The organism is Nonomuraea typhae (assembly GCF_009760925.1).
GTDB classification, from domain to species: Bacteria; Actinomycetota; Actinomycetes; order Streptosporangiales; family Streptosporangiaceae; genus Nonomuraea; species Nonomuraea typhae.
On the sequence record NZ_VRLV01000002.1, the window covers coordinates 367267 to 393360 of the forward strand.

The 26094-nt window shown below is 71.8% G+C and carries 20 protein-coding genes; 7 read left to right on the plus strand and 13 right to left on the minus strand.

Features of this window, described 5'->3' with window-relative positions:
• The first annotated feature begins 326 nt into the window (after window positions 1–326).
• From FVE25_RS08180 to FVE25_RS08205, 6 genes are all read left to right on the plus strand, one after another.
• Window positions 327–1865: an aldehyde dehydrogenase family protein gene (locus FVE25_RS08180; RefSeq protein WP_157245820.1), complete on the plus strand. Its 1539-nt coding sequence runs from the start codon at window positions 327–329 to the stop codon at window positions 1863–1865.
• Window positions 1866–1913: 48 nt separating this feature from the next.
• Complete coding sequence (locus tag FVE25_RS08185) at window positions 1914–2966, plus strand: hypothetical protein (protein ID WP_157245821.1); 1053 nt, start codon at window positions 1914–1916, stop codon at window positions 2964–2966.
• Window positions 2963–3982: a hypothetical protein gene (locus FVE25_RS08190; protein ID WP_157245822.1), complete on the plus strand. Its 1020-nt coding sequence runs from the start codon at window positions 2963–2965 to the stop codon at window positions 3980–3982. The genes FVE25_RS08185 and FVE25_RS08190 overlap by 4 nt, the downstream gene beginning before the upstream one ends.
• Window positions 3979–5331: a hypothetical protein gene (locus FVE25_RS08195; RefSeq protein WP_157245823.1), complete on the plus strand. Its 1353-nt coding sequence runs from the start codon at window positions 3979–3981 to the stop codon at window positions 5329–5331. The genes FVE25_RS08190 and FVE25_RS08195 overlap by 4 nt, the downstream gene beginning before the upstream one ends.
• The gene (locus FVE25_RS08200) at window positions 5328–8861 is read left to right on the plus strand and encodes a tetratricopeptide repeat protein (protein ID WP_157245824.1); all 3534 of its coding nucleotides are present in this window, start codon (window positions 5328–5330) and stop codon (window positions 8859–8861) included. Before FVE25_RS08195 ends, FVE25_RS08200 begins: the two co-directional genes overlap by 4 nt.
• Before the next feature lie 88 nt (window positions 8862–8949).
• On the plus strand, window positions 8950–10230 hold the full coding sequence (locus FVE25_RS08205; RefSeq protein ID WP_157245825.1) for a CehA/McbA family metallohydrolase: 1281 nt from the start codon (window positions 8950–8952) through the stop codon (window positions 10228–10230).
• A gap of 59 nt (window positions 10231–10289) precedes the next feature.
• Here FVE25_RS08205 and glnII read toward each other — a convergent pair whose 3' ends face one another.
• The 13 genes from glnII to FVE25_RS08270 all read right to left on the minus strand — a co-directional run bounded on the left by glnII (window position 10290) and on the right by FVE25_RS08270 (window position 25707).
• On the minus strand, window positions 10290–11309 hold the full coding sequence (gene glnII, locus FVE25_RS08210; RefSeq protein WP_157245826.1) for a glutamine synthetase: 1020 nt from the start codon (window positions 11307–11309) through the stop codon (window positions 10290–10292).
• A gap of 22 nt (window positions 11310–11331) precedes the next feature.
• Window positions 11332–13278, minus strand: a complete 1947-nt coding sequence (locus FVE25_RS08215) for a sensor histidine kinase (protein ID WP_157245827.1) — start codon at window positions 13276–13278, stop codon at window positions 11332–11334.
• 32 nt (window positions 13279–13310) lie between these two features.
• Window positions 13311–14555 (minus strand): amidohydrolase family protein, encoded by a 1245-nt coding sequence (locus FVE25_RS08220; protein WP_157245828.1) that lies wholly within the window; start codon window positions 14553–14555, stop codon window positions 13311–13313.
• Window positions 14543–15364, minus strand: a complete 822-nt coding sequence (locus FVE25_RS08225) for an energy-coupling factor transporter transmembrane component T family protein (RefSeq protein WP_157245829.1) — start codon at window positions 15362–15364, stop codon at window positions 14543–14545. Before FVE25_RS08225 ends, FVE25_RS08220 begins: the two co-directional genes overlap by 13 nt.
• Before the next feature lie 4 nt (window positions 15365–15368).
• On the minus strand, window positions 15369–15947 hold the full coding sequence (locus FVE25_RS08230; protein ID WP_157245830.1) for an ECF transporter S component: 579 nt from the start codon (window positions 15945–15947) through the stop codon (window positions 15369–15371).
• The gene (locus tag FVE25_RS08235) at window positions 15944–17551 is read right to left on the minus strand and encodes an ABC transporter ATP-binding protein (protein WP_157245831.1); all 1608 of its coding nucleotides are present in this window, start codon (window positions 17549–17551) and stop codon (window positions 15944–15946) included. The genes FVE25_RS08230 and FVE25_RS08235 overlap by 4 nt, the downstream gene beginning before the upstream one ends.
• Window positions 17548–18735 carry an adenosylhomocysteinase gene (locus tag FVE25_RS08240; RefSeq protein ID WP_157245832.1) on the minus strand — a complete coding sequence of 396 codons (1188 nt, stop codon included), beginning with the start codon at window positions 18733–18735 and terminating at the stop codon, window positions 17548–17550. The genes FVE25_RS08235 and FVE25_RS08240 overlap by 4 nt, the downstream gene beginning before the upstream one ends.
• Window positions 18732–19127 (minus strand): hypothetical protein, encoded by a 396-nt coding sequence (locus FVE25_RS08245; protein WP_157245833.1) that lies wholly within the window; start codon window positions 19125–19127, stop codon window positions 18732–18734. Before FVE25_RS08245 ends, FVE25_RS08240 begins: the two co-directional genes overlap by 4 nt.
• 35 nt (window positions 19128–19162) lie before the next feature.
• Window positions 19163–20509: a cytochrome P450 gene (locus FVE25_RS08250; protein ID WP_157245834.1), complete on the minus strand. Its 1347-nt coding sequence runs from the start codon at window positions 20507–20509 to the stop codon at window positions 19163–19165.
• Between the two features lie 63 nt (window positions 20510–20572).
• Window positions 20573–21004, minus strand: a complete 432-nt coding sequence (locus FVE25_RS08255) for a hypothetical protein (protein WP_157245835.1) — start codon at window positions 21002–21004, stop codon at window positions 20573–20575.
• Between the two features lie 31 nt (window positions 21005–21035).
• On the minus strand, window positions 21036–22526 hold the full coding sequence (locus tag FVE25_RS08260; protein ID WP_157245836.1) for an MFS transporter: 1491 nt from the start codon (window positions 22524–22526) through the stop codon (window positions 21036–21038).
• 67 nt (window positions 22527–22593) lie between these two features.
• Window positions 22594–25173: an AAA family ATPase gene (locus FVE25_RS08265; RefSeq protein ID WP_246266798.1), complete on the minus strand. Its 2580-nt coding sequence runs from the start codon at window positions 25171–25173 to the stop codon at window positions 22594–22596.
• A gap of 126 nt (window positions 25174–25299) precedes the next feature.
• A complete protein-coding gene (locus FVE25_RS08270; protein WP_157245837.1) occupies window positions 25300–25707 on the minus strand; it encodes a hypothetical protein in 408 nt (135 codons plus the stop codon).
• A gap of 116 nt (window positions 25708–25823) precedes the next feature.
• Between FVE25_RS08270 and FVE25_RS08275 the strand changes: the two genes are divergently transcribed.
• The gene (locus FVE25_RS08275) at window positions 25824–26090 is read left to right on the plus strand and encodes a carboxymuconolactone decarboxylase family protein (RefSeq protein WP_157245838.1); all 267 of its coding nucleotides are present in this window, start codon (window positions 25824–25826) and stop codon (window positions 26088–26090) included.
• Window positions 26091–26094: the final 4 nt, after the last annotated feature.

Below are 26094 nucleotides of genomic sequence, written 5' to 3' on the forward strand. Positions count from 1 at the left end.
AGAGCGCGCGCCCCGGCGGACCGCCACAGTTGCCAGGACGCGCGCAACCGACCGCCTCCCCGCCACACGCACCCCGCGAGGAACGGCACCCCAGCCGTGTTCCCAGGGGAGAGACGGTCACTGGTAATACGAACGGGGAGGGCATCGCGGATTCCCCGAAACCCGAGATTCCACAACCACCCCACCCGTGCCGCCCCCCGAAACGGGCATCCACCCTCAAACCGCGGCATCCACGCCACCTGGCAACAACCCCGAAGATCCCCGAGGCTTTGGAGAATGTGCGGCAGGATGATTGTCTTTGCGGAGGAACTACGAGGAGGTCATCGGTGACCCGTCAAATTGTCTCCACGGTCGGCGGCAAGGACGCCCCCGGCACCAGCGCCTACGTCTCGACCAACCCTGCGCACACCGGCCAGGTCGTGGCCCAGGTGAGCTTGGCCGATGCCGCCGCCTTCGCGGCGGCCTGCCGTACCGCCCATGAGGCGCAGCGGGAGTGGGCCAAGGTGCCGGCGCCCGTGCGCGGACGGGTGATCGCCTCGATCGGGCGCTTGGTGGAGGCCAACGCCGAGACCCTGGCCCGCCTGGTCACCGAGGAGATCGGCAAGCCGTACAAGGAGTCTCTGGGCGAGGTGCGGGAGATCGTCGACACGTGCGACTTCTTCCTCGGCGAGGGACGCAGGCTGTACGGCCAGACCGTTCCGTCGGAGATGCCGGACAAGAACCTGTTCACGTTCCGCAACCCGGTGGGCGTGGCCGCGGTGATCACCGCCGGGAACTTCCCGGTCGCGGTGCCGTCGTGGTATCTGGTCCCGGCCCTGCTGTGCGGCAACGCGGTGGTGTGGAAGCCGGCCGAGTACGCCGCGGCCTCGGCGCACGCGATGTTCCGGTTGTTCGCGGCCGCGGGGCTGCCGGACGGCGTGCTCAACATCGTCTTCGCCGACGGCAAGGAGACCTTCGAGGGCCTGGATCTGGCCCTGGGCGAGGGCACCGTGCACAAGGTCGGCTTCACGGGCTCCTCGGAGGTCGGCAGGAAGATCGGCGAGCTGGCCGGGCGGCACCTGCAGTCCGCCTGCCTGGAGCTGGGCGGCAAGAACCCCATGGTGATCATGCCGGACGCCGACCTCGACCTGGCCGTGGAGGGCGCGCTGTTCGGCGGTTTCGGTACGGCCGGCCAGCGCTGCACCAGCCTGGGCACGGTCATCGTCCACGAGAGCGTGCACGACGAGTTCCTGGAGCGCTTCGCCAGGGCCGTCACCAACGCCAAGATCGGCGAGCCGATGGGCGACGTGCTGGCCGGGCCGCTGCTGGATGAGAAGTTCGCGGTGCGCTACGAGGAGTTCCTGACCTGGATCCAGCCGCATCACGAGGTGGTCACCGGCGCGACCGGCAGGATCTCCGCGGAGAATCCGCACCACGACTTCACCGGTGGCGACGGCCTGTTCTACCACCCGGTGGTGGTCGACGGGGTGCGCCGGGACGACCGGCTGTTCCTGGAGGAGACGTTCGGCCCGATCGTCGGCGTGACCACCTTCCAGACCCTGGGTGAGGCGATCGAGCTGGCGAACCTGCCCGGCTACGGCCTGTCGAGCTCGATCTACACCACGGACGCGCAGAACGCCTTCCGCTTCCGCGAGGGCATCTCCGCCGGCATGGTCAGCGTCAACAACTCCACCAGCGGGGCCGAGGCGCACCTGCCGTTCGGCGGCAACGGCAAGTCGGGCAACGGCAGCCGTCAGTCCGGTATGTGGGTACTTGACCAGTTCACCCGCTGGCAGGCCATGAATTGGGACTATTCCGGACGGCTCCAGAAGGCCCAGATGGACGTGGCAGATATCACTCCTGACATGGACTTCCGACTCTCCTAGGCAGGATTCCCTCCGGAGCATCACAATGTTGCTCCGGAGGGATGCACAGTGGGCTCACGACAGCACCTCGACGACCTCGCACGGTCGGCACGATCCCTGCAGGACACGGTCGGTGAGCTCCACACGGCGCTGACCGAGGGCGACGAGCAGGGCGCCGGCTACGCGAAGGATCATCTGGCCGAGCAGGCACGCCGTGCCCTCGGGGACACCGGCGAGCGCGGCTTCGAACCCGCCGCGGGCGCGGCGGGCGCCGACGACGTGCTCGCCGTGGCCGCCCGCGATCTGGCCCTGTCGGAGGCGTTGTTCCGCGCCGCCGAGGGCGAGGGCGGCAGGCCCCCCGACCTGGAGCGCCTGCGCGCGGCCGAGGACACGCTGGCCGAACTGGCGGCCGCGCTGGAGGGCCCGGCGCGCCGGGGCTTCGAGCCGGCCGCGGCCGCCTCTCCCGACCTGCCCACCGCGATCGCCGGCTTGCGCCACGAGGGCGGCGCCTGCCTGGAGCTCATCTGCGAACGCTCCGGCGGCGCGGTGACCGGCGCCCTGGTCAAGCTCCCCGTCGTGGGCACGCTGGCCGCCGGCGCCGACGAACTGCTCAGCTCGCTGGGCCTGGCCACGCCGGCCGAGCAGCTGACCAAGTGGGCCGTCCGGCTCCTGGAGAAGGCGCTCACCCTGCTGTATCGCCTCATCCCCTCGGTCCTGCTGGACCGGCTGCGGACGGCGGTGACCCGGCTGGCCGACGGCCTGACCCGGGACAGGACCCCGGGCGGCCTGCTGATGGACGCCGTCCTCGGCGCCGACGACCTCAGGAAGACGCTCGGCGCCCGCCTGGACCGGGACGCCCTGGATCGTGCCAAACTCGACGCCGCCCGCGCCGAGCTGGGCGGGCTGGGAGAGCGCTTCGGGCAGCGCATGGACCTGCTCTCGTTCACGATCGCGGTGAGCGCCGGCCTGGTCAGCACGCTGGCCACGCCCCTCGCGGCGGGCGGGGTGGCCGCGCTCCTGCTCGCCGTGGTGGTCGTGCTGGCGGCCGACTACGCCGACGCCTGGGCCCTGCCCGCGGCCGTCCGCGGGGTGCGCACGGTGGTCGAGGAAGCCACCGCATGATCGATGACCACATCCACGCCGAGATCGACGCCCTGAAGGCCGCCACCGGCCTCGCGCTCCGCGTGGCTCCGGAGACGGCCACCGCCCGCAGGCTCCGCGACCACGCCGACGACCTCATCGGCGAGCTGGGCAGGGCCGGCACGTGGCCCAGGCTCCGCCGCGCGCGCCAGGAGGCCGACCGGCTGCGGGCGGAGGCCCTCGACTACGCCCACGCCGTCATGCTGCGCGGCCACCCCCTCGGCGAGGACGACGGCCCCGCCCGGGCGCTGGCCCGCCACCTGTGCGAGCGCGCCGGCCTCCCCGGCGACGTGGAGATCATCGCGAGCTCGGGGCCGGAGTCCTTCACCCGCGTGGCCGACCTGATCCGGCTGCCGCCCCACGCCGACGTGTGGCACCTGCCCGTCCTCGCCCACGAGCTGGGCCACTACGTCATCCACGAGGCCCGGCACGTCAGGGCCGGGGACGAGCGCCCGATCCGGGACCGGGCCGCCACCTCGCCGCAGAACGAGCTGATCGCCGACTGCTACGCCACCTACGCCATCGGCCCGGCGTACCCGCTGTCCTGCATCTGCCTGCGCATCGACCCGCAGGAGCTCGACCTGGCCGCCGAGACGCACCCGCCCTGGCGCGTGCGGGTGCACACGATGGCCGAGATGCTTCACCTGATGAGCCGGCAGCACGCCACCCAGCAGTACGGCGGCGCGGTCGAGTCCTGGATCCGCCCGGCCTGGAAGGAGCTGACCGGCGAGGACGCCATCGACCCCGGCGGGCACGCCGTCCCCATGCCCGCCTCGGCCATCCTGCGGCTGCTGGAACGCCACCTGCCCCGCGCCCGGTACGACGCCGGGTACGGCGTGGACGGGGCCGAGCGCGTCCTGGCAGGGGAGAGGAACGTCAGGAGGTCCGGGATCTCGCCCGCCCATGTCCTCAACGCCGCCTGGCGGCTGCGCCGCGACGGCCGGCACGGCCCGGAGGTCAACCGCCGGGCCATGACCCTCCTGCTGGAGGCGGCGTGAGCGGGCGGGAGATCCTGGCGACGCGGCTCACCTACCTCGAGGCCGCGATGAAGTACATCGACGAAACGCTGAACGAGGTCCTGGTCAGGCGCACCTGGCTGCACGAGGTGCTCGGCCGGGAGCAGGAGGCGATCGACGAGCTGGCACGCATCGGCACCACCGTGCGTGAAGAGCTGAAACGGGACCGCGGGGAGTTCAGCGAGCTGAAGAGCGACGTCCTGAAAACCAGCCTCCGCGTCCTCGACGACCGGATCAAGCAGGCCAAGGCCGCCTCCGACGAGGTGCGGACCCTCGTCGAACCGGCCAAGTTCGACCAGCAGGACGCACACGAGAAGGCCCTGCGCGTGGAGTGCGGCAAGCTCCGCGGGGAAGTCAGGAAGCTGCGCGCACGGATGGACAGGGGCGACGACCTGCACGGCATCTGGCAGTCCTATTCCACCGCCATCGTGGACGCGGCCGAGCGGATCTACGACGACTACGTCGCCTTCATCGCCGGGCTGGCCATGCGCGATGCCAACATCGCCAAGGACGTGTCGGCGGCGAGCGACCTCCTCCTCACCAAGATCCCGGGCCAGGATCGGGCGCTCACGGTTCCCGCTCGTTCGGTCGCCTGCAATCTGCCCGGCCTCGTGCGGATGGGCTTCCCCGAATGGACCGTCTGGGGCGTCCCCCTGGTCGGGCGGGAGGCCGGCACCAGCTTCTTCCAGCATTCCGAGGCCATGGCGGTGCGGCAGCTGCTCGACCCCCCGCTGGAGCCGGAGGAGGAACTGCTCGCCGCGGACGCGGTGGCGGCCTACATCATCGGCCCCGCCTACGCCAGGGCGATGTTCACCCTCCGCCTGCGGCCTGACGCGCCGGAGGCGGAGACACCGTCCGATCTTCAGCGCGCGGAGGTCATCCTGGCCGTTCTGGAACTCTGCTCCCACAAGGACGGCCAGTCCCGCTTCCCCGACCACGTGGCGGAACTGGCGGCCCTGTGGGACAAGCTGCTGGAGGAGTTCCATCTCAGCCCGCGCCCCGAGTCGCGTCCGCCCCTCGCCGAGAAGATCTTTGACGCGCTGGTGACGGCCCGGATCCGCGGGATCCGTGCCATTAGCTGGGAGGACGTGCAAACATGTGCGAAGCAGCTCCGCACCGGCGGGAGGCTGCCGCCGCTGGAGAAGCCATCCGACCTCGTGGTCATCCTCCTCAACGCAGGCTGGATAGCCAGGAAAGATCTAAAACCCGACAGCGTAGGCGAAATCGCCGAGCGGATGATGAAGCACCTTAAGCCGGACAATACGGCTCGTGCTACCGAGCGCAGAAGCGACCAACCCCTCACCACCAAGCCTCCCAGGGGACAACGATGACGTCACACCACGTGGCGATGGCCACGCTCTGGCGCAGCCGCCGGCGTGCCGACCTTGTCCCCGGCACCGCCGCGCTGGCGCAGGAGGTCGTCTGGCTGCTGGCAGACCTGTGGGACGAGCGCGAGGACGGGCTGGCCGAGCGCGCGGACGTGCTGGGCGACCGGCTGCGCGACGCGCTCAGGGCCCGCGGGGCCGACGCGCAGCACGACCTGAACGGCCTGCTCGGCCTGGTGCTCATCGCCCTCGGCCTGCTGGCGCGCGACGCCGGCGACCGGCCGCGGGACGAGACGCTGTTCGCCGAGGGGCTCGAGACCTCGCCGTCGCACGCCTCCCCGTTGCACGCGCTGGCCCTGCTGCACACCGGCCGCGCCGAGGAGGCGGGCCGGATCCTGGCCGAGCTGAGCACCTCCGCCGACCCGCACGCGGCCTACGCGCAGGCGCTGCTGACCAGGCAGCAGGACCCGCACCTGACGCTCAAGCAGCTCGAAGCCGCCTGTGCCCGCTGGGAGCACGACCTCAAGCTGGCCCGGCTCCGCCACGACCTCGCCGAACGGCTCGGCAAGCTCACCCCGCAGGTGTGGAGCGGCCTCGGCCGCGCGTTGTCCGCCGCGGGCCACTACGCGGAGGCCATCCCGGCCCTGCGCCGTTCGGAGCTCGACGACGCCCCCACGTTCGAACTGCTGGCCACCGCCTACGAGAGCCTCGGCGAGCTCGAGCACGCCGCCCCGATGGCCGCGCGGGCCGCCGACCTCCTGTCCAGCGCCGAGCTGCACCTGCGGGCCGCCGACGCGTACGTCGCGACGGGCGGGCACGCCCAGGCGGCCCGGCAGGTGGACAAGGCGCTCGAGGCCGCCGACGAGCACGCCGTCCGCTTCGCCGCCGCGCAGATCCTGCTCGCCACCGGCGACATGCCCAGGGCGCTCGAGCTGATCCGCGAGGTCAGGGCCGACCTGCCCGGCGAGCCGCGGGCGCTGGCCGTCGAGGGCATCGCGTTGTTCGGCGTGCGCGACTACGACGCGGCTCAGCGCATCCTCACCCGCGCGCACGAGTCGCTGCCCGGCGAGCCGGTCGTGCTGCGGCACCTGGCCGTGACCCAGTTCAACCTGAACCGGCTCGACCTGGCCGGTCCCCTGCTCAACCAGGCCCTGGACCTCGACCCGGACGACGGATGGATGCTCGCGGTCAGGGGCGACCTGCGGCGCCGGCTGGTCGACCTGCCCGGCGCGCGCGAAGACCTCGAGCGAGCGCACCGGGCGGGCTTCGAGGAGGCGTGGACGTTACGCCTGCTGGCCCAGGTCATCGAGGCCGACGACCCCGACCGGGCGTTGCGGCTGCTCGATCGATCGCTGGTCCTCGATCCCGGCAACGCCGCCGCGCACGCGCTGCGGGGGAAGGTCCTCTACGACAAGGGCGAGCCGGCCGAAGCCGACGCCGCCCTCCGCGAGGCGCTGGGGATCGACGCCCACGATCCGGTGGCGCTGACCAAGCTGACCGAGGCCGGGCTGCTCCATTGGGGCGCCGAGCAGATCGCCCTGGTCAAGGCGGCGGTCGAGACCGCCATCGCCCGCGTGCCCGGCGACATCCCCCTGCGCTGGGCCTATCGCGCGATCCTCCTGGAGCAGGACCTGGCCGCCGCGGCCAGGGAGGTGGAGATGCAGATCACCGGCATAGAGCCACGCGACGGCGAGGACCACCGCCTCGTGGGCATCGCCTACAGCGAGCTCGGCGACCGCGAGGCGGCGGTGGCCACCTTCCGGCAGGGGCTGGCGCTCGTGCCCAACTACGCCGACCTCCACGCCCACCTCGGGGTGGAGCTCAACCTCCTCGGCCGCCACCAGGCCGCCGAGGAGGAGCTCACCAAGGCCGTCGAACTCGACGGCGACCACGCCTTCGCCCTGGCCAGACTCGGCAACCTGCTGCTGGCCGCGGGCCGCTACGAGGACGCCGAGCCGTACCTGGAGAAGGCGAAGGATCTCTGGCCCGACAATCCCGACCCGCTGCTGGACCTGGCCGAGGTGCTGCGCATGACGGGGCGGCCGGAGGAAGGGCTGGAGCTGGCCAAGGAGGCGGTCGCGCTGCAGGAGTCGCCCTTCGCCGTCGGCTCGCGCGGCCAGCTCTACTACGCCGTCGGGGACCTCACCCGCGCCGCCGCGGACCTGAAGCGGGCCGTGGAGATGGACCCCGACCTCGACTGGGCGCGCGGGACGCTGGCCGAGGTCTACCGGATGACCGGCGAGCTGGACGAGGCCATCAGGGAGGCGACCAAGGCGATCCGGCCGAAGGCCGACAACCGCTGGCTGCTGTCGGTGCGCGGCGCCGCGCACTTCGCCAAGGGCGCCTACGGCAAGGCCGAGCCGGACCTGCGGGGCGCGCTCGTCCTCAACCATCCCGACGAGCCGATCGACCTGCTGGCGCTGGTGACGCTGCGCAACACCCTGCAGCGCACCAAGCAGGCGGAGGAGGCGGTGGAGCTGCTGAGCGCGTATGCGACGGACGAGAGCGGCGTGCGCCCCAACCGCGACCCTCAGGCGGTGGTGTACTACTCGGAGGCGCTGCAGTACGTCGGCCGGGTGGAGGAGGCCAAGGACGTCCTCGACCAGGCGGCGCGGATCTGGCCCGAGCAGGCGTCGATCCACTCCGCGCTGGCGTGGCTGGAGTCGGCCATGGGCCGGCACGACGCCGCCCTGCGTGCCGCGCAGACCGCGGTGGACCAGGCCCCCACAAGCGCGGACCGGCTCTATGTGCTCGGCTCCATCCAGCGCACCGCCAAGGAGTCGCTGAAGGCGGTCGAGACGCTCACCAGGGCGGTGCGGCTGGAGCCGGAGGCCGCCTGGATCTGGGCCGAGTTGTCGATCGCGCTGGCCTATGTGGGCGCCTGGGACCTCGCGGTGGAGGCCGGGGTGGAGGCGACCGCACCCGGCCGCCAGGTCACCGCGTACTGCGAGGAGATGCTGGCCTGGGCCTATCGCTACCGCGACGAGCCGGACCTGCCGGCGGCGCTGGCCGCCTACGAGCGGGCCCTGGAGCTGGACGCCAACTCGGCCGGGGCCCACTCCGGCAAGGGCGACACCTTGTACGCGATGGGGCGGATCGAGCAGGCCCACGCCTGTTACGAGAAGGTCCTGGATCTGCTCACCTCCAACGACCTCGATCGGCTCTCGACCAAGGCGTGGTGCCTGTATCGGCTGGGGCGTTTCCCCGAGGCGCTCGACTTCTACCAGCAGTACCTGGCCGTCAAGCGGGATCAGCCCGGGTTCGTGCTGTTCGACCTGGGTCTGCTGGCCTGGGCCGAGGGCGATGACGAGGCGGCCCGGCTGGCCTACGACAACGCGCTGGCGCAGACGGAGGAGGTGGAGGCGCGCGAGCGCCGCCGCGGACTGCTCGACGTGGCCGTCCGCGACCTGGAGTGCGACCGGCGCGGCAACCTCACGACCCGGGAGCAACTTTTGTCGAGGTTGCGGGGGGAACGTAGGCATTTGCCGAAATACGAAGGCACCACCGCGGCTCCAGATCCTTCTACTCCGGAGTAAGAAAGCCACTCCGTCAGGCCTCATCCGGCTTTCCGCCGGGTGAGGGCCGTGGCACGATAACGGCGCCTTCGATTACGGGGAGAAGCCGATGCGTGACGATCTGACACTACTCGCCACCCAGCAGACCCTCCGCCTCCGGGCCGGCTTCCCTTGCCGGTGGAGCGTGTGGACGGAGGACGGCCGGGGCTGGTACCCGGACGGCGCCTCCCCGGCCAGGGACACCGACGGCCTGCCGTACTTCCACGGCGACGACGTGGTCCTGGAGGTGCCCGCGCGGCCGCTCACCGTCCGCGCGGCCCGCGGCATGGAGTACGGCCACGCCGAGACGACGCTGACGCCACGCGGCGCGGGCGAGACCCTGGTGGAGCTGGTCCCGCCGCGCATCTACGACGCGGCGGCCCGCGGCTGGTACGGCGGCGACCTGCACGTGCGGCTCAACCGCCCGCCCCAGTGGGTGGCCGACTCCCAGCACGGCGAGGACCTGCACGTCGTCAACCTGCTGGCCGGCGACGACGACACCGAGGGCCTGTGGGCGGGCCGGAACCTGCCCTGGTCGGACGAGACGCACGTGGCCAGGGTCGGCCTGGCCAAGGACGCCCCGAGCGTGTCCTCGGACTCGGTGGACAAGCTACGCGCGAGGGGCGCGCTGATCGGCTACGCCAACGCCTTCCACGGGCCGGTGGAGACGCCGGAGCAACTCGTGGGCGGCGGGCATCCGGTCCACGACGCCCGCATGTCCGTGGTGGACGCGGCGCTCGGGCTGGTCGACAGCTTCTCCTCGGCGATCGGCTCCGACCGGGCCTACCGGCGGCTGATCGGGGCGGGCAACCGGGTGGCGGCGGTGGCCGGCGCCGCGGGGCGCCTCGGGCCGATCGGCGGCGAGCGCACCTACGCGCACGTGGCGGGCCCGCTGACCGCCGAGTCCTACGCCCTTGCCGTACGGCGGGGCCGTACGTTCGCCACGACCGGCCCTTTCCTGGAGCTGGCGGTCGAGGGCGAGGGCCCGGGGGCCACGATCGACCTGCAGCCGGGCGGCCGGGTGCGGGCGACGGCCCGGGTGATCGGCCCGCAGGTGGAGCGGGTCCGGCTGCTGACCGCCGACGGCGAACTGGCGGCGGGCCCGCCGAACGAGGTGGCGGCGGAGTTACGCGTGGACTGGCCGACGTACGTGGTGGCGGTGGCCGAGGGCGGCGGGCTGGTGCGCGCTCATTCGAGCCCTGTCTACCTGGACGTGGAGGGCCGCAGGGTGGCGAGGGAGGAGGACGTGACGTTCTGCCTGCGCTGGCTGGATCTGCTGGAGGAGCTGGTCAAGGACCGGGAGGGGCTGGTGGAGGAGGCCCGGCGCGTCTACCGCGCGCGCCTTGCCTGACAATGGAGGGAACGCGGGTCCCATCGGGGGTACCCGCGTTCCTCGTCGTCAGGCGGAGATCAGACCTGGCCGGCCTTCTCCAGGGCGGCGCAACAGGTGTTGACCAGCAGGCGGGTCACCACGTACGGGTCGACGTTGGCGTTGGGGCGGCGGTCCTCGATGTAGCCCTTGCGGTCCTTCTCGACCTGCCACGGGATGCGCACGGAGGCGCCGCGGTTGGAGACGCCGTAGGAGTACTTGTTCCACGGGGCGGTCTCGTGGGCGCCGGTGAGGCGGGACTCGATGTCGGAGCCGTACTGCTTGATGTGCTCCAGCGGCTTGTCGCCCTCGCCGAGCGCCTCGCAGGCGGTGATGATGGCGTCGTAACCCTCGCGCATGGCCTTGGTGGAGAAGTTGGTGTGCGCACCGGCGCCGTTCCAGTCGCCGCGGGCGGGCTTGGCGTCGAGGGTGGCCTCCACGCCGAACTCCTCGGCGGTGCGGTAGAGCAGGTAGCGGGCGACCCACAGGTGGTCGGCGACCTCGAGCGGACCGGCCGGGCCTACCTGGAACTCCCACTGGCCCGGCATGACCTCGGCGTTGATGCCGGAGATCGACAGACCCGCGGCCAGGCAGCGGTCGAGGTGCAGTTCGACGATCTCGCGACCGAAGACGGCCTCGGCGCCCACGCCGCAGTAGTAGTGGCCCTGCGGGGCGGGGAAGCCGCCCTCGGGGAAGCCGAGCGGGCGCGAGCCCTTGAAGAAGGTGTACTCCTGCTCGATGCCGAACCACGACTCCTGGGCCGCGAACTGCTCGGCGATCGGGCGCAGCAGGGCGCGGGTGTTGCTCTTGTGCGGCTCGCCGTCGATCTCCTCGACCTCGCACAGGACCAGGATGTCGGAACCGCCGCGGATCGGGTCCGGGCAGGTGAAGACGGGGCGGAGCACGCGGTCGGAGGAGTGGCCCTCGGCCTGGTTGGTGCTGGAGCCGTCGAAACCCCACACCGGCGGCTCGGCGCCATCGGCAAGAATCTTCGTCTTGGCGCGCAGCAGAGCCGTGGGCTCGGTGCCGTCGATCCAGATGTACTCAGCCTTGTAGCTCACGGCGGTCCTTTCGGGATTTCTTTCAGCCACGCCGAGGCTGCCACCCGGCCGTTTCCCGGTTTTTGCCCGCATGTGAACGCCGTGTTAATCCGGTGACGATCAGGGACTGCGGAAGCAGGACAACCGCCGTGATGCCTCCGTAAGGCGACTTGTTGAGGGTGACCTTGATGCCGTGGCGGCGGGCGAGCATGCCGACGACGAGCAGGCCGAGCCGTTCGCTGTCGGCCAGGTCGAACTCCGGCGGGTCGGCCAGGCGGGCGTTGAAGTCCTCCCGGATGCCCTCGGGCAGGCCGAGCCCGCGGTCCTCCACCTCGATGGCGAAGCCACGGCCGACGAGCTGCCCCTGGACCTGGACGGTGGTGGTCGGCGGGGAGAAGGCGGTGGCGTTGGCGAGCAGCTCGGTCAGCAGGTGGGTGACGTCGGAGGCGGCGGCGCCGTCCAGGAAGGCGTCGGGGATGGGCGGCGCGGCCACCCGGGTGTACTGCTCGACTTCGGCCACCGCCACGCGCACGACGTCGGCGACGGGAACCGGGTCGCCGGTGCTGGGGCCGCCCGAGGCGCCGGACAGCACGAGCAGTCCTTCGGCCTGGCGGCGCATGCGGGTGGTGAGCCGGTCGAGGGTGAACAGGTCCTGGAGGGTGTCGGGCTCGGTGATCTGCCGCCGGATGACGTCGAGCTGGGCGAGCTGGCGCTGGACGAGCGCCTGGTTGCGCCGGGCCATGTTGCGGAAGACGCGGCCGAGGCCCTGGCGCAGGCCGGCCTGGCCGACGGCGGCCTCGATGGCGGTGCGGCGCACGCCCGCGAAGGCGTGGCCGACGTCCCGGATCTCCTGGGTGGCGCCGTCGGTGGGGATGGGCGGCGCCTCGGCGTCGACGTCCACCTTCTCGCCGTCGCGCAGGTTCTCCACCACGCGCGGCAGCCGTACGTCGGCGAGGTCGGCGGCGGCGTCGCGCAGGGCGTCGAGCTCCCCGGCCAGGCGGCGGCCGAGGCTGGCCGACCATACGACCGCGCCGAAGATCGTGGCCAGGCCGAACGCGCCGACGACGACGATCCTGACCACGATGGTGCCGGCTTCGTTCTCGGTGCGGACGTTGAGCAGCTCGGCGCGGGTGATGCGGAGCCGGTCCAGGGCGGCGCCGAAGCTCTCGGCGACGGACAGCCAGGAGGTGCGCTCGCGCGGCAGCGCGGCGTTTTCGATGATCTCGCTCTCGATCGCGCCGATCTGCCGGTGGTCGGCGGAGGCGAGCAGTTGGTCGTAGGGGCCGCGCAGCTCGGCGTCGAGCGCGGAGACGCCGTCCTCCAGCAGCAGGCGCCGGTTGGGGGCGAGCTGCTGGATCGCTGTGTACTCCTCCTTGGTCAGAAGCTCGCCCGGTGTCGCGGTCGCGCCGGCGATCAGCGCGTCCTCTCGCGAGAGCAGGTCGCGGGCGTGCGTGATGCGTTGAAGCCCGGCGGCCTGCTGGTAGAGCTTGATCTCGGAGACGGTGACGGCCTGGTCGTAGAGGCGGTAGACCTCGTCGGTGACCTCGCCGTACGCCTGGACCGCGGCCAGGCGGGTGGTTTCGCCGTCGTCGACCTGTTTGCGCACCGCGTCCAGCCCGCCGATCTTGCGCAGCACGGCGTCGATGGCCCGGCGCAGCTCGGGCGTGGTGACGGTGTGCGCCTCCTCCGTCGAGGACAGGGCGCGGAACTGCGCGGCGGCGGCGTTGGTGCGCTTGCGCGCGGTGATGAGCAGGCTGCCGTCGGGGGGCGGCGCCGAGAGGAACATCGCCGCCGACTTGCGCTCGTACTGCAGCTCGGTGACGAGCGCCGCGGCGGGCGAGCTGATCTTCTCGAACACGGTCGAAGCCCTGCGCAGCTCGAAGAAGTCGCCGACCACGTAACCGGCGACGAAGGTCCACAGCGCGACGAGCGCCACGATCGGCAGGCTGAGGAGGGAGTACAGCTTGAACCGCAGACTCTGCGATGCCATCGTCCAGGGACGCTAGCACCAACCGGGCCCCGCTACAGGGCCCAAATCTTTCTTCCGTTCACCACCGTCGCCACGCAGCGGCCGGCGCCGTCTTCGGCCAGGGCGCGGTACGGCTCGCGCGGGTCCACGTCGAAGACGGCGAAGTCGGCCCGGGAGCCGGGTTTGAGGACGCCGATCTCGCCTTCCATGCCCAGGGCGCGGGCGCCGCCGAGCGTGGCGGCCTCGATGAGGCGCCGGTCGAGGTCGGGTTCGCGGTAGCGCTGCCGTACGGCGAGGACCTTGAGCAGCCTGACGTCGGCGAGCAGGTCGAGCGACGGCGAGGACGACAGCGAGTCGGTGCCGACGGCGATGGGGTTGCCCTCGCGCAGCAGCGCGGCCACGTCGGGCCGGTCGAGGCCGAGCGTGCGGTTGGAGCGCGGGCAGAGGGCGAGGGTGACGCCGCGTTCGCGCAGCAGCGCGCGGTCGTCGGCGTCGAGGTAGACACCGTGGGCGAGATGGCAGTCGGGGCCGAGCACGCCGAGGCTGTCGAGGTAGGCGAGCGGCGGGAGGCCGGAGCCGCCGTCGAGGAGCGCGAAGGGGGCCTCCCACGTCCTGACCAGCCCGGCGAGGGGGCCGGTGCCGGCGATGGTGTACTCGCGCTCGCTCGCGGACTCGGCCAGGTGGAGGTGGAGGCGGGCGCCGCGGTCGCGGGCGAGGGCGGCGGCGTCGGCGAGCACGCCGGTGTCGATGGTGTAGACCGAGTGCGGGGAGATGCCGGCCCCGCGCTCGCCGAGCGTCTTGAGGAAGCGGTCACGGCCGTCGGCCGCCCAGCTCGCGTCGGTGTCGCCGATGATCTCCAGGTACGGCAGGCCGCCCAGGGGCGTGTCCACGAACGCCTCGGGATCGGTGACGATGTCGGCGACGGAGGTGGTCCCGGTGCGCAGGCACTGCCGGGCGCCGTCTCTCGCGCCGGCGGCCCAGTCCCAGGCGCCGATGCGCTGGGCCGGGTCCCAGCTGCCTTCCCGGCCCTGGAAGTAGGCGTGGTTGAAGACCTCGGACCAGTGCTCGAAGGAGTCGTAGCTGCCTTTGCCGACCTCGGCCATGCCGGTGTACTGCAGGTGGGTGTGGGCGTTGACCAGCCCGGCGACCAGAACGCCCGACCAGAGGACGTCGGCCAGGCCGCGGCGGAGCCGGCTGACCTCGACGACCCGCCCGTCTTCGACGGTGATCGTGCCGTTGACGATCGGCGGGCCGTCCATGGTGACGATGACCGGCGCGGCGTGGACTACGGGACCCATACGACGTCCGTGCCGAGGACCTTGTAGGCCAGCAGGGCCACGGCGAAGGCGGCGAAGCCGCCGAGGAGCAGGTAGTCGGCACGGTCGAAGACGAGCTCGCGCATCCAGGTACGGTGCTTGGCGCCGAAGCCGCGCAGGTCCATGGCGTTGGAGGTGTCCTCTGCGTCGATGAGGGAGTTCACGGTCAGGGGGATCACGATGGGTTTGAGGGATTTTAGCCGCTTTATCGGGTTATTGGTGCGGGGATGGGTGTAGCCGCGGACCCGCTGCGCGTCGATGATCTCCTGCATGGTGGCGACCGTGGACGGCAGGAACCGGAAGGTCAGGTCCACGCCGAAGGCCAGGCGCTGCGAGACCTTCAGCCGGGCGAAGGTCACCCCGAGGTCGCCGGGCGCGATGCAGTAGGCGACGGGAAAGCCCACCATCACCATCGCGATGAAGCGCAGGAACACCGTCAGGGAGTACGACAGGGTCGCCATGCTGACCGGGTTGCCGGTCAGCGGCATCGCGAACAGCGGCTCGGCCTTCCGGGTCGCCTCGATCTGCATGGCGTTGGTGAAGACGCTGTTCGCCAGCACCGTCAGCGTCACCAGGGTGAGCGCGAACGCCCAGTTGGCCCTGACCTCGTGCCACGGGATGCCCGCCGCACAGTAGTAGGCCAGGGCCACCAGGGCGCACAGAACCATGAGGCGCAGGTCCGCCACGCGCGCCACCGCCACGAGGAAGCAGACCGGGACCAGAAGCAGCACCCGCGGGTCCCGGCGGCCGAGGAAGGAGGAGCCTCCTAGATACCGTGGGGTGACGTCCACGCTGCTACCTGCCCATGCGCTTGGATATCGGTTCCCAGATCGCGTCGAGCGCGGGCACCAGGAGAAGGGCGACCAGGGTGTTGCTGGCCAGCAGCGGGCCCAGGGCGAAGGAGGCCCAGGCGCCGAAGGTCATGTCCTGCAGCCACATGTCCGTGAAGGTCGTGGCGAAGGCGATGAACATCGAGATCCATGCGATAACGGCGATCGTGACCAGGCGCAGCATCTCGCGCCGGTTGGCCAGGACCCCGGACAGCAGGCCGAACAGGAGGCCGGCCAGCAGGCCGGTCAGCGCGTTGGCGAGGCTCCAGTTCCAGAACGTCACCGCCCCGAGCCCGTGGATCTGGTCGATGACCATGTTGCCGACCAGGCCGGTGAAGAAGCCGGCGATCGGGCCGAAGCGCATGCCGATGAAGGGGACGATCGCGAAGGCCGGGCGGATGTCGATGTTCTGCGTGCCGGGAATGGTGAAGCTGATCAGGCCGAGTACTGCGTAGAGCGCGGCGCCGACGGCGGCGAAGACGACCACGCGCGAGTTGATCTCCCATAAGGAGTGGCGTACCGGTAAAGCTCCTGAAGACATCATGGAGGGGGATTCCTTCCAGATCTGGCTAAGTCGAACGGATGGGGTATCGCTCCTTTCTCTGGCAGCAGGTCACGGATGGCGCGGACCAGGCTGGTCTCGCGCAGGCCGCTGCCGGTCCACAGGTCGGGCCGGTGGGCGAGTTCGGCGGGGGCGGCGTCGGCGACGATGCGCCCGCCGTCCACGATCACGATGCGGTCGGCGGAGGTGAGCGCCAGATCCACGTCGTGGGTGATGAAGTAGACGCTCTCCATGCCGCCGAGCACATGCTCCATGAACGTGGCCGTGGTCCGCAGGTCCTGGCCGGCGGTCGGCTCGTCCAGGACCAGCGTCTTGGGTCGCATGGCCAGCGCGAGCGCCACGGTCAGCCGGCGCTGCTGGCCGTGCGAGAGCGTGTGCGGCGGCCGGGCCAGGATGTCCGGCTCGTCATCGAGCATCATCGCGGCCAGCGCCTCCTTCGCGACCTCGGCGATCTCCTCGGGGGTCCGGCCGAGGTTGCGGGGCCCGAAGGCCATCTCCTCCTCGACGCTCGCGGAGAACAACGCCTGGGAGGGGTTCTGGAAGACGTAGCCGAACGTGGTGGCCAGGCTGAGCGTGCTGCGGCCGGCGATGGGCTCGCCGTCCACGAGGATCTCGCCCTCGGTGGGCTCCAGCAGGCGTACGGCGGCGCGGAGCAGCGTGGACTTGCCGGCGCCGTTGCGGCCCAGGACGGCGACCCGCTCGTCGGCCTTCAGGTCGAGGTCGGCCTCGTGCAGGACGGTACGCCGGCCGTACCCGAGGGAGACGTTGCGGTAGGCCAGCCGGGACGGGCCGGCGCCGGGCGGGCGAGGGGCGTGCGGGAAGGCGGGGAGTTCGTCGGCGCGGGCGATGAGCGTGTCGAAGGGGAGTTTGACGTGGGCGACGGGCACCTGCCGCAGGAATCCCGGGATGTCGCCCAGGTAGCGGGTGCGGCCCTCCTCCAGGTAGAGCGCGGTCGTCGGGGCGAACTCCAGGAGTTCCTCCACCCGGTGCTCCACGACCACCGCGGCGCCGCCGCCGTCGACGAACCGGCGCAGCTCCCCCAGCAGGCGGCGGCCGGCGTCGGGGTCCAGGTTGGCCAGCGGCTCGTCCACGATCACGACGTCCGGCCGCATGATGAGCACGCCCGCGAACGCCACCAGCTGCAGCTCGCCGCCGCTCAGCTCGTGCGTGGGCCGCGACAGCAGGTGGGTGATCCCGACCCGGGTGGCCACCTCGTCGATCCTGCCACGGATCTCCGCCCGCGGCAGGCCCAGATTCTCCGGGCCGAAGGCCAGCTCGGTGACGACCGTGGTGCCGACGATCTGCTTGGCCGGATCCTGCAGCAGCGTGCCGACCACGGTGGACAGCTGCCGGATCGACTGCTCCCCCGCCGCCTTGCCGCCGATGCGCACCTCGCCGCCCACCTCGGCCCGGTAGGCGTGCGGCACCAGCCCGTTGAGCAGCCGCAGCAACGTGCTCTTGCCACATCCCGACGGCCCGGCGACCAGCACGAAGTCGCCGCGCCCGACGGTCAGGTCGACGTCGTGGAGCACCTGCTGCCCGGTCGAGCGGTACCGGACCGCGGCGCCTCTGACGTCGATGATCACAGGCCCCTGCCCAGGAACGCGCGCTGGGCATCGGTCACCCGATCGAGCCCGACCCCCAGCGCATCCAGTTTCAGTCTGGCCACCCGCTCGTCGAGGTCCGCGGGAAGCAGGTGTACGGCGGGCGGCAGCCGCGTGCCGAGCAGGTGGTTCACCGCCAGCGCCTGCACCGACAACGACAGGTCCATGATCTCGATCGGGTTGCCCTCGGCGGCGGCGCAGTTGACGCAGTCCCCGTCGGCCAGCAGGTACCACCCGCCGGGGAAGGCGGTGACACCCGGGCGGACCGGGCGGCCGCCCGGGGGCCGCTCCACCTCGCCCTCCACGCCCCCGGCCACCGCCACCCAGGCGCCCGGCTTCAGCGCCGCCAGGTGCCCGGCGGTGATCGTGCCGGCCACGCCGGTGGCGCTGAACAGCAGGTCCGCCTCGGGGCAGGCGTCGAGCAGGGGCAGGACGCGCAGGCCGTCGTGGTGGGCGCGCAGCGCGGCGAAGGGGTCCACCTCGCTGATGAGCACCTCGGCCCCGAGCGCGGCGGCGTAACGGGCCACGCCCTGGCCGACGTGACCGTAGCCGGCCACGACGCAGGTGCGCCCGTCCAGTTCCAGCCCGCTGAGGTCGAGGGCGGCCATGACGCACGACTGCCCGGTGCCGTGGACGTTGTCGAAGAGCACCTTGGCGCGCGCGTCGTTGACCGCCAGGACGGGGATCTTCAGCTCACCCTGCGCCGCCATCACCCGCAGGGGACGCAGTCCGCTCGTGGTCTCCTCGGCCGCGCCGCGCAAGGAGCCCAGGCGCTCTTCGGCGTGGGCCAGCCTGACCACCCGGGCGCCGTCGTCGACCAGGACGTCGGGCCCGGCGTCGAGCAGGCGGCGGGCCAGGTCGTCGTCCTCCACGCGGGAGGAGCCGGACCGGGCGAGCACCGTGATGCCCTCGTGGACCAGGGCGGCGGCCACGTCGTCCGCGGTTTCGCGGCCGGGGCAGTGCACGATCACCTCGGCGCCGGCGTCGCGCAGGGCGAGGGCCAGGGCGGCGGTCTTGGGCTCCAGCACGAGCACCAGGCCGATCCGCCAGCCGTCCAGGTCGAGCTCGCCGCCGAGCGCGCCCAGCACCGGCATGAACCGCCGCGCCCAGGCGATGCGCCCGGCCCCCTCGGGCCAGAGCGCGCCGTCGGCGATCTCGCTCTTCACGACGGATCCACCGCTCCGGTCAGGTCTGCCACGCCCGGACCGTCCGCCGCCCCGGTCAGGTCCGCCGCTCCGGTCAGGTCTGCCACGAACACCTCGGCTCCGGAGGCCGTCACGATCCGGAAGACGCCCTCGCGGACGCGCTGCGCGCCTTCGGGCGGCGGGCCGCCGGCCAGGACCGCGCCCGGCTTCAGCGCCGCCGGATCCACTCCGGCGCCGAAGACCAGATCCGCCTCGTGGAGCGGGGCGCCCGGCCGGGCGCCCATCGCGCGCAGCCGTACGGCCAGCTCAGGCGGGGCGTCGCCGGCCACGGCCACGCGTTTGCCGGCCATGAGCAGGTTCGTCCGGCGCAGGAGTGCCTGGATGACCGCCTGCGCGCTGAGGAGCCGGGTCAAGGGCTTCCTTCCGATCTTTGTGGGATCCGATTGAATTAGACCATTTTGTAGAGTCGCATCGGAATCCCATCCCGTGGCCGGAGAGTGACGGTCGCCTCCGTCCGCACCACGGCCCCCGGTTCCATCTCCAGCCGGAACCGCTGGACCAGCATGGCGATGATCAGCGTCGCCTCCATCACCGCGAACCCGGCGCCCACGCAGATGCGCCGCCCGGCGCCGAAGGGCAGATAGCTGAACCGCCGCGGCGCCGCCCCCGGCAGGAAGCGGCCGGGGTCGAAGCGGTCCGGATCCGGCCAGGCGCGCGGGTCGCGGTGGGCCAGATAGACCGGGATGACCACGCTGCTGCCCGCCGGGACGTCCACGTCGCCGAGCCGGTCGCCGCTCACCGCCTTGCGCACGATCGACCAGGCGGGCGGGTAGAGGCGCAACGCCTCCTGGAAGGCGGCGGCGGTGTAGACGAGGCGGCCGGCGTCCTCCGCGCTCGGCGTCCGGCCGTCGAGCACCTCGGCGACCTCGGCCACGACGCGTTCGCGCACCTCGGGGTGGCGGTCGAGCAGGTGCCAGAACCAGGCCAGGCCGTTGGCGGTGGTCTCGTGCCCGGCCAGCAGGAACGTCATCACCTCGTCGCGCACCTGCCGGCGGTCCATGGGCGCGGCCAGCAGGAGGCCGAGCAGGTCGTCGGTGCCGCCGGGGTGGGCCGCGACGAGGTTCTCGACGACCTCGTCGGTGGTGTCCAGGATCTCGTGGAGGCGCCCGATGCCCGGCAGGCGCCGTGGGGCCCGCCGTACCAGGGCCTGGGCGCGGTCGAGCAGCCACGGCGGCGGGTTGAACAGCAGTTGCAGGCGGGTGGCGCGGACCCCGGCGCGCAGGCCGAAGGTGAGCACGGGGCCGAGCCGCGCGGCCTGCTCCGACAGCCCGGCGCCGAACAGCGCCCGGCCGACCACGTCGAGCGTGAGCCGGTTCATGGCGGTGGCGGCGTCCACGGGGGCGCCGTCGGGCAGTTGCTCCCATTCCTTGATGAAGTCGGCGACGGCCGCGGTCATGTGCTCGGCGAAGCGGCCGAGGTGGCGTTTGGCGAACATCGGCTGGATGAGCCGGCGCTGCGTGCTCCACCGCTCGCCCTCGCTGGTCAGCAGGCCGTCGCCGGTGACGACGGCGAGCAGCCGGTACTGGGCCGACTTGGCGTAGAGGTGCTGGTGGGTGACGAAGATGCGCTCGACGTGCTCGGGGGCCCAGGCGATGCAGTAGCCGCCCTTGCCGGTCCGCACCCATACGGCTCCCGCCGCGTGGCCGGAGATCAGCCGGAACCGGGCGAGCACATCCTGCTGGGTGAACAGCACGCGTATCCGGTCACGCAGGCTGTAGTGCACGACCTCCGGCATCGCAGGACCCCACTATTAGGCGACCTATCCAATTAATCTGGTTGCCGCCCTTTCGTCAATGCGTCAGGGGACCTCGCGCAGGGTGCCGTCGCCGTCCACCACGACCCGGGCGTTGGGGCCGCCCTCGCCGCAGTCGGGCCCGTTGGGGTAGCGTCCGCGCGGAACCACCTCGACCCGCCGGTCCACCAGCGTGTCACCGCCGGGGCTAGTCAGCTTGAGCGCCACCCTGGCCGGCTCCTTGCTCAGGCCCCGCACGTCGCCGAAGCCGTTGCTGCCGCCGCCGCCGGCGACGAACAGCTCCAGCCGGGCCGGGCGGCACGCGCCCGCCTGGCACACCTCCATCTCGGCCGCCGCCACCCGCCCGGCGAGCGGCGGCGCGACGTCCACCTGGATCCCGACCGGCGTGCCGATCGCCGTGCAGATCCTCTCGCTCTGGCAGGCGGCCAGCGGGAGGAGCAGGATCGCGAGCAGGCCGAGCGTGCGGTGGCGGTTCATGCCCTCACCACGTGCCGGGCGCGGCGCCGGTTCACGGGGTCTCCCCCGCGCGGCGTTCGGCCGTGCGCCGGGCCCTGGCCTCGATGGCGGTCAGCGGCTCGGCGACGTGCTCCAGCGCGGTGCGCTCGGCCTTGACCCCGAAGAGGATCTCCACGATCCCGGCGAAGATCATCATTCCGGCGGCGAAGAGGTATCCCCAGAACAGCCTGGTCGGATCCGGATGGGCCTGGTCGCCGATGAGCGCACCGAAGATCGCCGGGCCGAACGAGCCGACGACCTGGCCCAGCGCGAAGAAGATCGAGATGGCCTGGGCGCGCATCTCGATCGGGAAGATCTCGCTGACGGTCAGATAGGCGGAGCTGGCCGCGGCCGAGGCGATGAAGAAGATGACCGACCACATGACCGTCTGCGTGGTCGCGGTCAGCGCACCGCGTTCGAACAACCAGCCGGTGACGGCCAGCAGCGTGCCGGAGGTGATGTAGGTGCCGGCGATCATCTGCCTGCGCCCGACGGTGTCGAACAGCCGCCCGAGCGTGAGCGGGCCGATCAGGTTGCCCAGGGCGAAGGCGAACATGTACACGGGCACGTCGCCGGCCTCGATGCCGTAGAAGTGCGTGAGCACCAGCGCATACGTGAAGAAGATCGCGTTGTAGAGGAACGACTGGCAGATCATCAGCGTCGCGCTCAGGAACGAACGCCGCGGGTAGGTGCGGAACAACGTCCTGGCGACCTCGATCAGCGGCAGCCGCTTCTGCGGCACCACCTCGATGGCCTGCTCCTCCGGCACCGGCGGCAGCTCCGCCCCGGTCTCCCGCTCCACCTCCTTCTCGATCGCCGCGACCACGCCTTCCGCCTCGTCCTCCCGGCCGTGGGTCATCAGCCAGCGCGGGCTCTCCGGCAGGTGGCGGCGCAGGCCCCAGATGAGGACGCCGATCACCGGGCCGATGAGGAACCCGAGCCGCCAGGCCCAGTCGGGGTCGAGCGGGCCGCCGGGGTCGAGCAGCACGAACGTGGCCGAGGTGGCCAGCAGGGCGCCGAGCCAGTAGGTGCCGTTGACGCCGAGGTCCACGTGGCCGCGGTACTTCGACGGGATCATCTCGTCGATCGCGGAGTTGACCGCCGCGTACTCGCCGCCGATGCCGGTGCCCGCGATGAACCGCAGCACCAGGTAACTGCCGAGATCCCAGGACAAGGCGGTCAGCCCGCTGGCGATCAGGTAGACGGCCAGGGTGAGGATGAACAGCTTGCGCCGGCCCATCCGGTCGGACATCCAGCCGAAGAACAGCGCGCCGACCACCTCCCCGATCAGATAAACACTCGCCGACAGGCCCACCTCGGCCGAGGTGAGACCCAGGGTGTCGGAGCGCTGCAGGAAGGCGCCGACGTTGCCGGCGATGGTGATCTCCAGGCCGTCGAGCACCCAGGCGACGCCGAGGGCCATGACGAGGCGGGTGTGGAACGGCGACCACGGCAGCCGGTCCATGCGCGCGGGAACCAGGCTGCGGACGATTCCCGGACCCATGCCATCACTCCCTCACCCGGCGACGATCTCACCCTAAGCAATGAAGCGATGACATGGCGTGATGAAGCTATGTGCCGGGCCGGTGTCCCCCGTCGTAGCCGAGCAGGCGCATGGCCGTGTCCGGGTCCATGGCCGCGGCCAGCAGCTGGGCACGGGCGTGGGCCTGGTCACGCTCGCGCTCCACCTTGGCCTGGGCGGCCCGCAGCCCCCTGACGGTCACCACCGCGAGGCAGGTGCCCACGATCACCGCCACCACGAACACGGCCATCGCCACCAGCAGACCCGGCGACGCCAGCTCCATGCTCGTCTCCGGCCGGGTGACCGCCAGCCCGCCCAGCAGCGCCACGAGCACCAGGCCGAGCAGGCTGCCGGCCGTGATCAGCACCGTCCGCCCGGCCCCTCGCCGCCCGGACGACGCCTCGGCGACCGGCACGTGGGGATGCGGCGGCTGGGGCTCGGGGGTCCACGCCGTGAACTCCGGCTGCGCCGTACCCCAGAGGTCCGGTACGGCGGGCGGGCCGGGAACCGTGCTCTCCCGGGGCGGTCCCGGCAGGCCGCGTCCGACGCGGCCGTGTTCGCGGTGGGCGCGGGCCGCCTCCCGGTGGTAGTCCTCCAGCTCGGCCCAGAGCTCCTCGGAGGCGTACACGCTGCCGTCGAGCAGGGGCCCGGCCCGGCGTTCGATGACGGCGACCACGTCGTCCCCGTCGAGCGTCCTGTGGGTCTCCAGCGCGTGGGCGACGCTCAGCACCTCCCGCCGGTGCTCCCGCAGCAGCCGCTCGGTCCGCTCCAGCAGCCGCACGAGGCCGCCCTCGATGCGCTCCTCCGGCACACCGCCCGCGATCTCCAGCTCCCGCAGCGCGGGCAGCGAGGTGAGGCCGGAGCCCATGCCCCAGCACGACTCCATGAGCGCGGTCAGGAACGTGGCCGCGCGCAGGTCGCCGGAGACGCCGGAGGAACTGTCCCCGGCGAAGAACATGCGCTCCCCCGCCAGCGCGGCGAGCGCGACCATGATGTCGGCCTCGTACTCCGACTTCCACCGGGTGAACCGCTCCCCGGGCCCGACGGCGGCGACCATGCCGAGGTAGCCGGCGCCCTTCTCGATGGTGACCAGGTCGATCTCGAGCCGGTGGCGGGTGTGGTGGGCGACGACGGCGTGGCACGCCTCGTGGACGGCGACGGCGTGCCGTTCACGCTCGGCGTACTCGACGTCCTCGGGCGGCCCGAGCTGCTTGAGGCGCCTGGCGCGCAGCACGTCGGACCAGGTGATGACCTGGCGGCCGTCCCGGACGGCGAGGATGAGCGACTCGTTGACCAGGTCTTTGATGGTGGCGCCGGTGGCGTAGGGGGTGATGGTGGCGAGTTTGCCGATCTGCCCGGGGGTGAGCCGGTGCGCGACCTTGCCGAAGTAGCCCTGGTAGGTGCGCACCCGCCCGGCTTCGGAGGGGTGACCGAGCTTGTAGACGCGGTCGATGCGGCCGGGCCGCAGCAGCGCCTCGTGGAGGGCGTCAGGCCGGTCGGTGGCCATGATGACCAGGATGCGGTACTTGGGCGGCGGCTTGGGCCGCATGCCGAGCGCCCGCCGGACGTGCCGGTTGACGAGTCCCCGCGGCTTGTGGAGCCCGGACAGTTCGGCGAGCAGTGCCCGCACGGGGCCGGGGTCGCGGGCGGTGCCGGGCTCGGGGCGGCCGCCGCGGAAGGCGAGCACGGAGCGGGTCTCCTCCGACAGGTAGGTCAGGCCGTGGCAGCCGCTCCGGTCCTGCCGCCCCGGCGGCCCCTGCCCGGCGAGGCGGCCCAGGGAGTCGGCCTCGTCGAAGAAGACGACCACGCCGCCGTAGCGCAGGGCGAGGGTGCGCAGCTTCCCGAAGAGCGCCTTCACCTTGAGGACGCCGATGCCCGTGAACGGGGTGGTGAACGCGCCGGGGTGCACGACGACGTACGGCTTGCCGGTCTCGCCGGCCACGGCTTCGGCCATGAGCGTCTTGCCGGTGCCGGGCGGGCCCCACAGCAGCAGGCCGCCGGGCACGCGGCCGCCGCCTGCCTCGATGGCGCCGGGGTTCTCCAGGAAGAGGGTGTCCTCCCGGACGCGCTCGACCACGTGGTCCTGGCCCCAGACGTCGGCGAAGCGGGCCTTGACGTCGTCGGGCAGGTGCGTCTCGACGCCGCCGCGGGACAGGAGCCAGAGCAGGCCGGCGAGGGTCACGAAGACGACGAACGGCAGTGCCTGCGCCGATGCCTGGAGGAAGGCGGCGAACGGGCTGATCCCGAGGAGCAGCGCGATCATCACCACCCAGAAGGCGATCGCGACCGCGCGGGCGATGCGGAAGCGGGTCCAGTCGCCGAAGCGGCGATGCGACCAGCGTTCGAACCCGCCGAAGACCTTCTCGCTCCAGAACCGGTGATAGCCGGAGGAGCATTCGCCCGTGAGGACATGCGCCTGCCGTACCGTCTCGGCGGCCGCCAGCCACAAGATCCACGCATGAGCCCGCGCGACGTCCCGCACGGCGTGGCCGACGGGGATGGTCCCCTCGGCATCGGCCATGGACCTCCAGATCAGGATGAGGAAGACGGCGACAAGGACGGCGAGGATCCTGCCGCGGTCCCAGAACCGCAGGTTCTTCCTGGTGACGGCGCGGCGAACGGTCGTCAAGGAAGCCCCCTCAGCCGGAGCGGGGCCAGTGTGGGCATCACCGGGACTTACCTCCGCTTTACGGATTAACAGTCGGTTTATGCCCGTCTTTATGTGGAATGAGGGCTGTTGCCCGGTGACACATGCCTAGGGGTATTCCTTGATCGGAACCTCCACGGTGAGCGTGCCCGCCTCCTGGAACACGAACGTCGCCGGCACCCACGCGCCCGGCTGCGCCTGCAGGCCGGTGGCGGTGGCCAGCGCCCGGGCCGTGCCGACGGGCTCGCGCGGCGGCAGCTCCACCGGCGCGTCCAGCGTGAGCTGCCCGGTCGTGAGGGCCAGCCGTACCAGCCGGTCCGGGCGCCCGGTCGAGTTGATCAGGATGGCGTGCAGCGACCCGCCTTTCAGCAGGTAGGCGTTGCGGACGTGGACGCCGCGCTGGCTGGCGTTCCCGCCGTCGTTGCGCGGCAGCGCGGCGCCGGGGGCCTCTCCTTGATTCGCGCCGCAGGCCGTGACGAGGAGCAACACGGCCAGCAGCGTGCTTAAGACTCGCATTCCCTCACGGTCACTCCGCCGCAACGTTCCCGCAACCCCCATTGGTCCATCTCCGGAAGTAGCGAAAAATATGGGGATCACGTGGCAACGGAGCCCGGACAGGGAGCGCTGTGTCCATGACAGAGATGACCTTCGCCGATCTGTGGTCGCGGGACGCGCTTTCCGTCAGGGATCGCCGCCTGCTGCTGCTCGGCCTCTTCGTCGGCCAGGGCGGCCTGGATGAGGAACTCTTCATCCAGGTGGACGCCGCATTGCGGACCAAAGAGCTGACCGTCGAAGAGATGCGGGAGGTCGTCGCGTTCCTCACTCACTACGCCGGGTGGTCTCGCGGGGCCCGGCTCAACGCCCAGGTGGAGGAGCTCGTCGAGAAGATCTTCGGCTGACCGC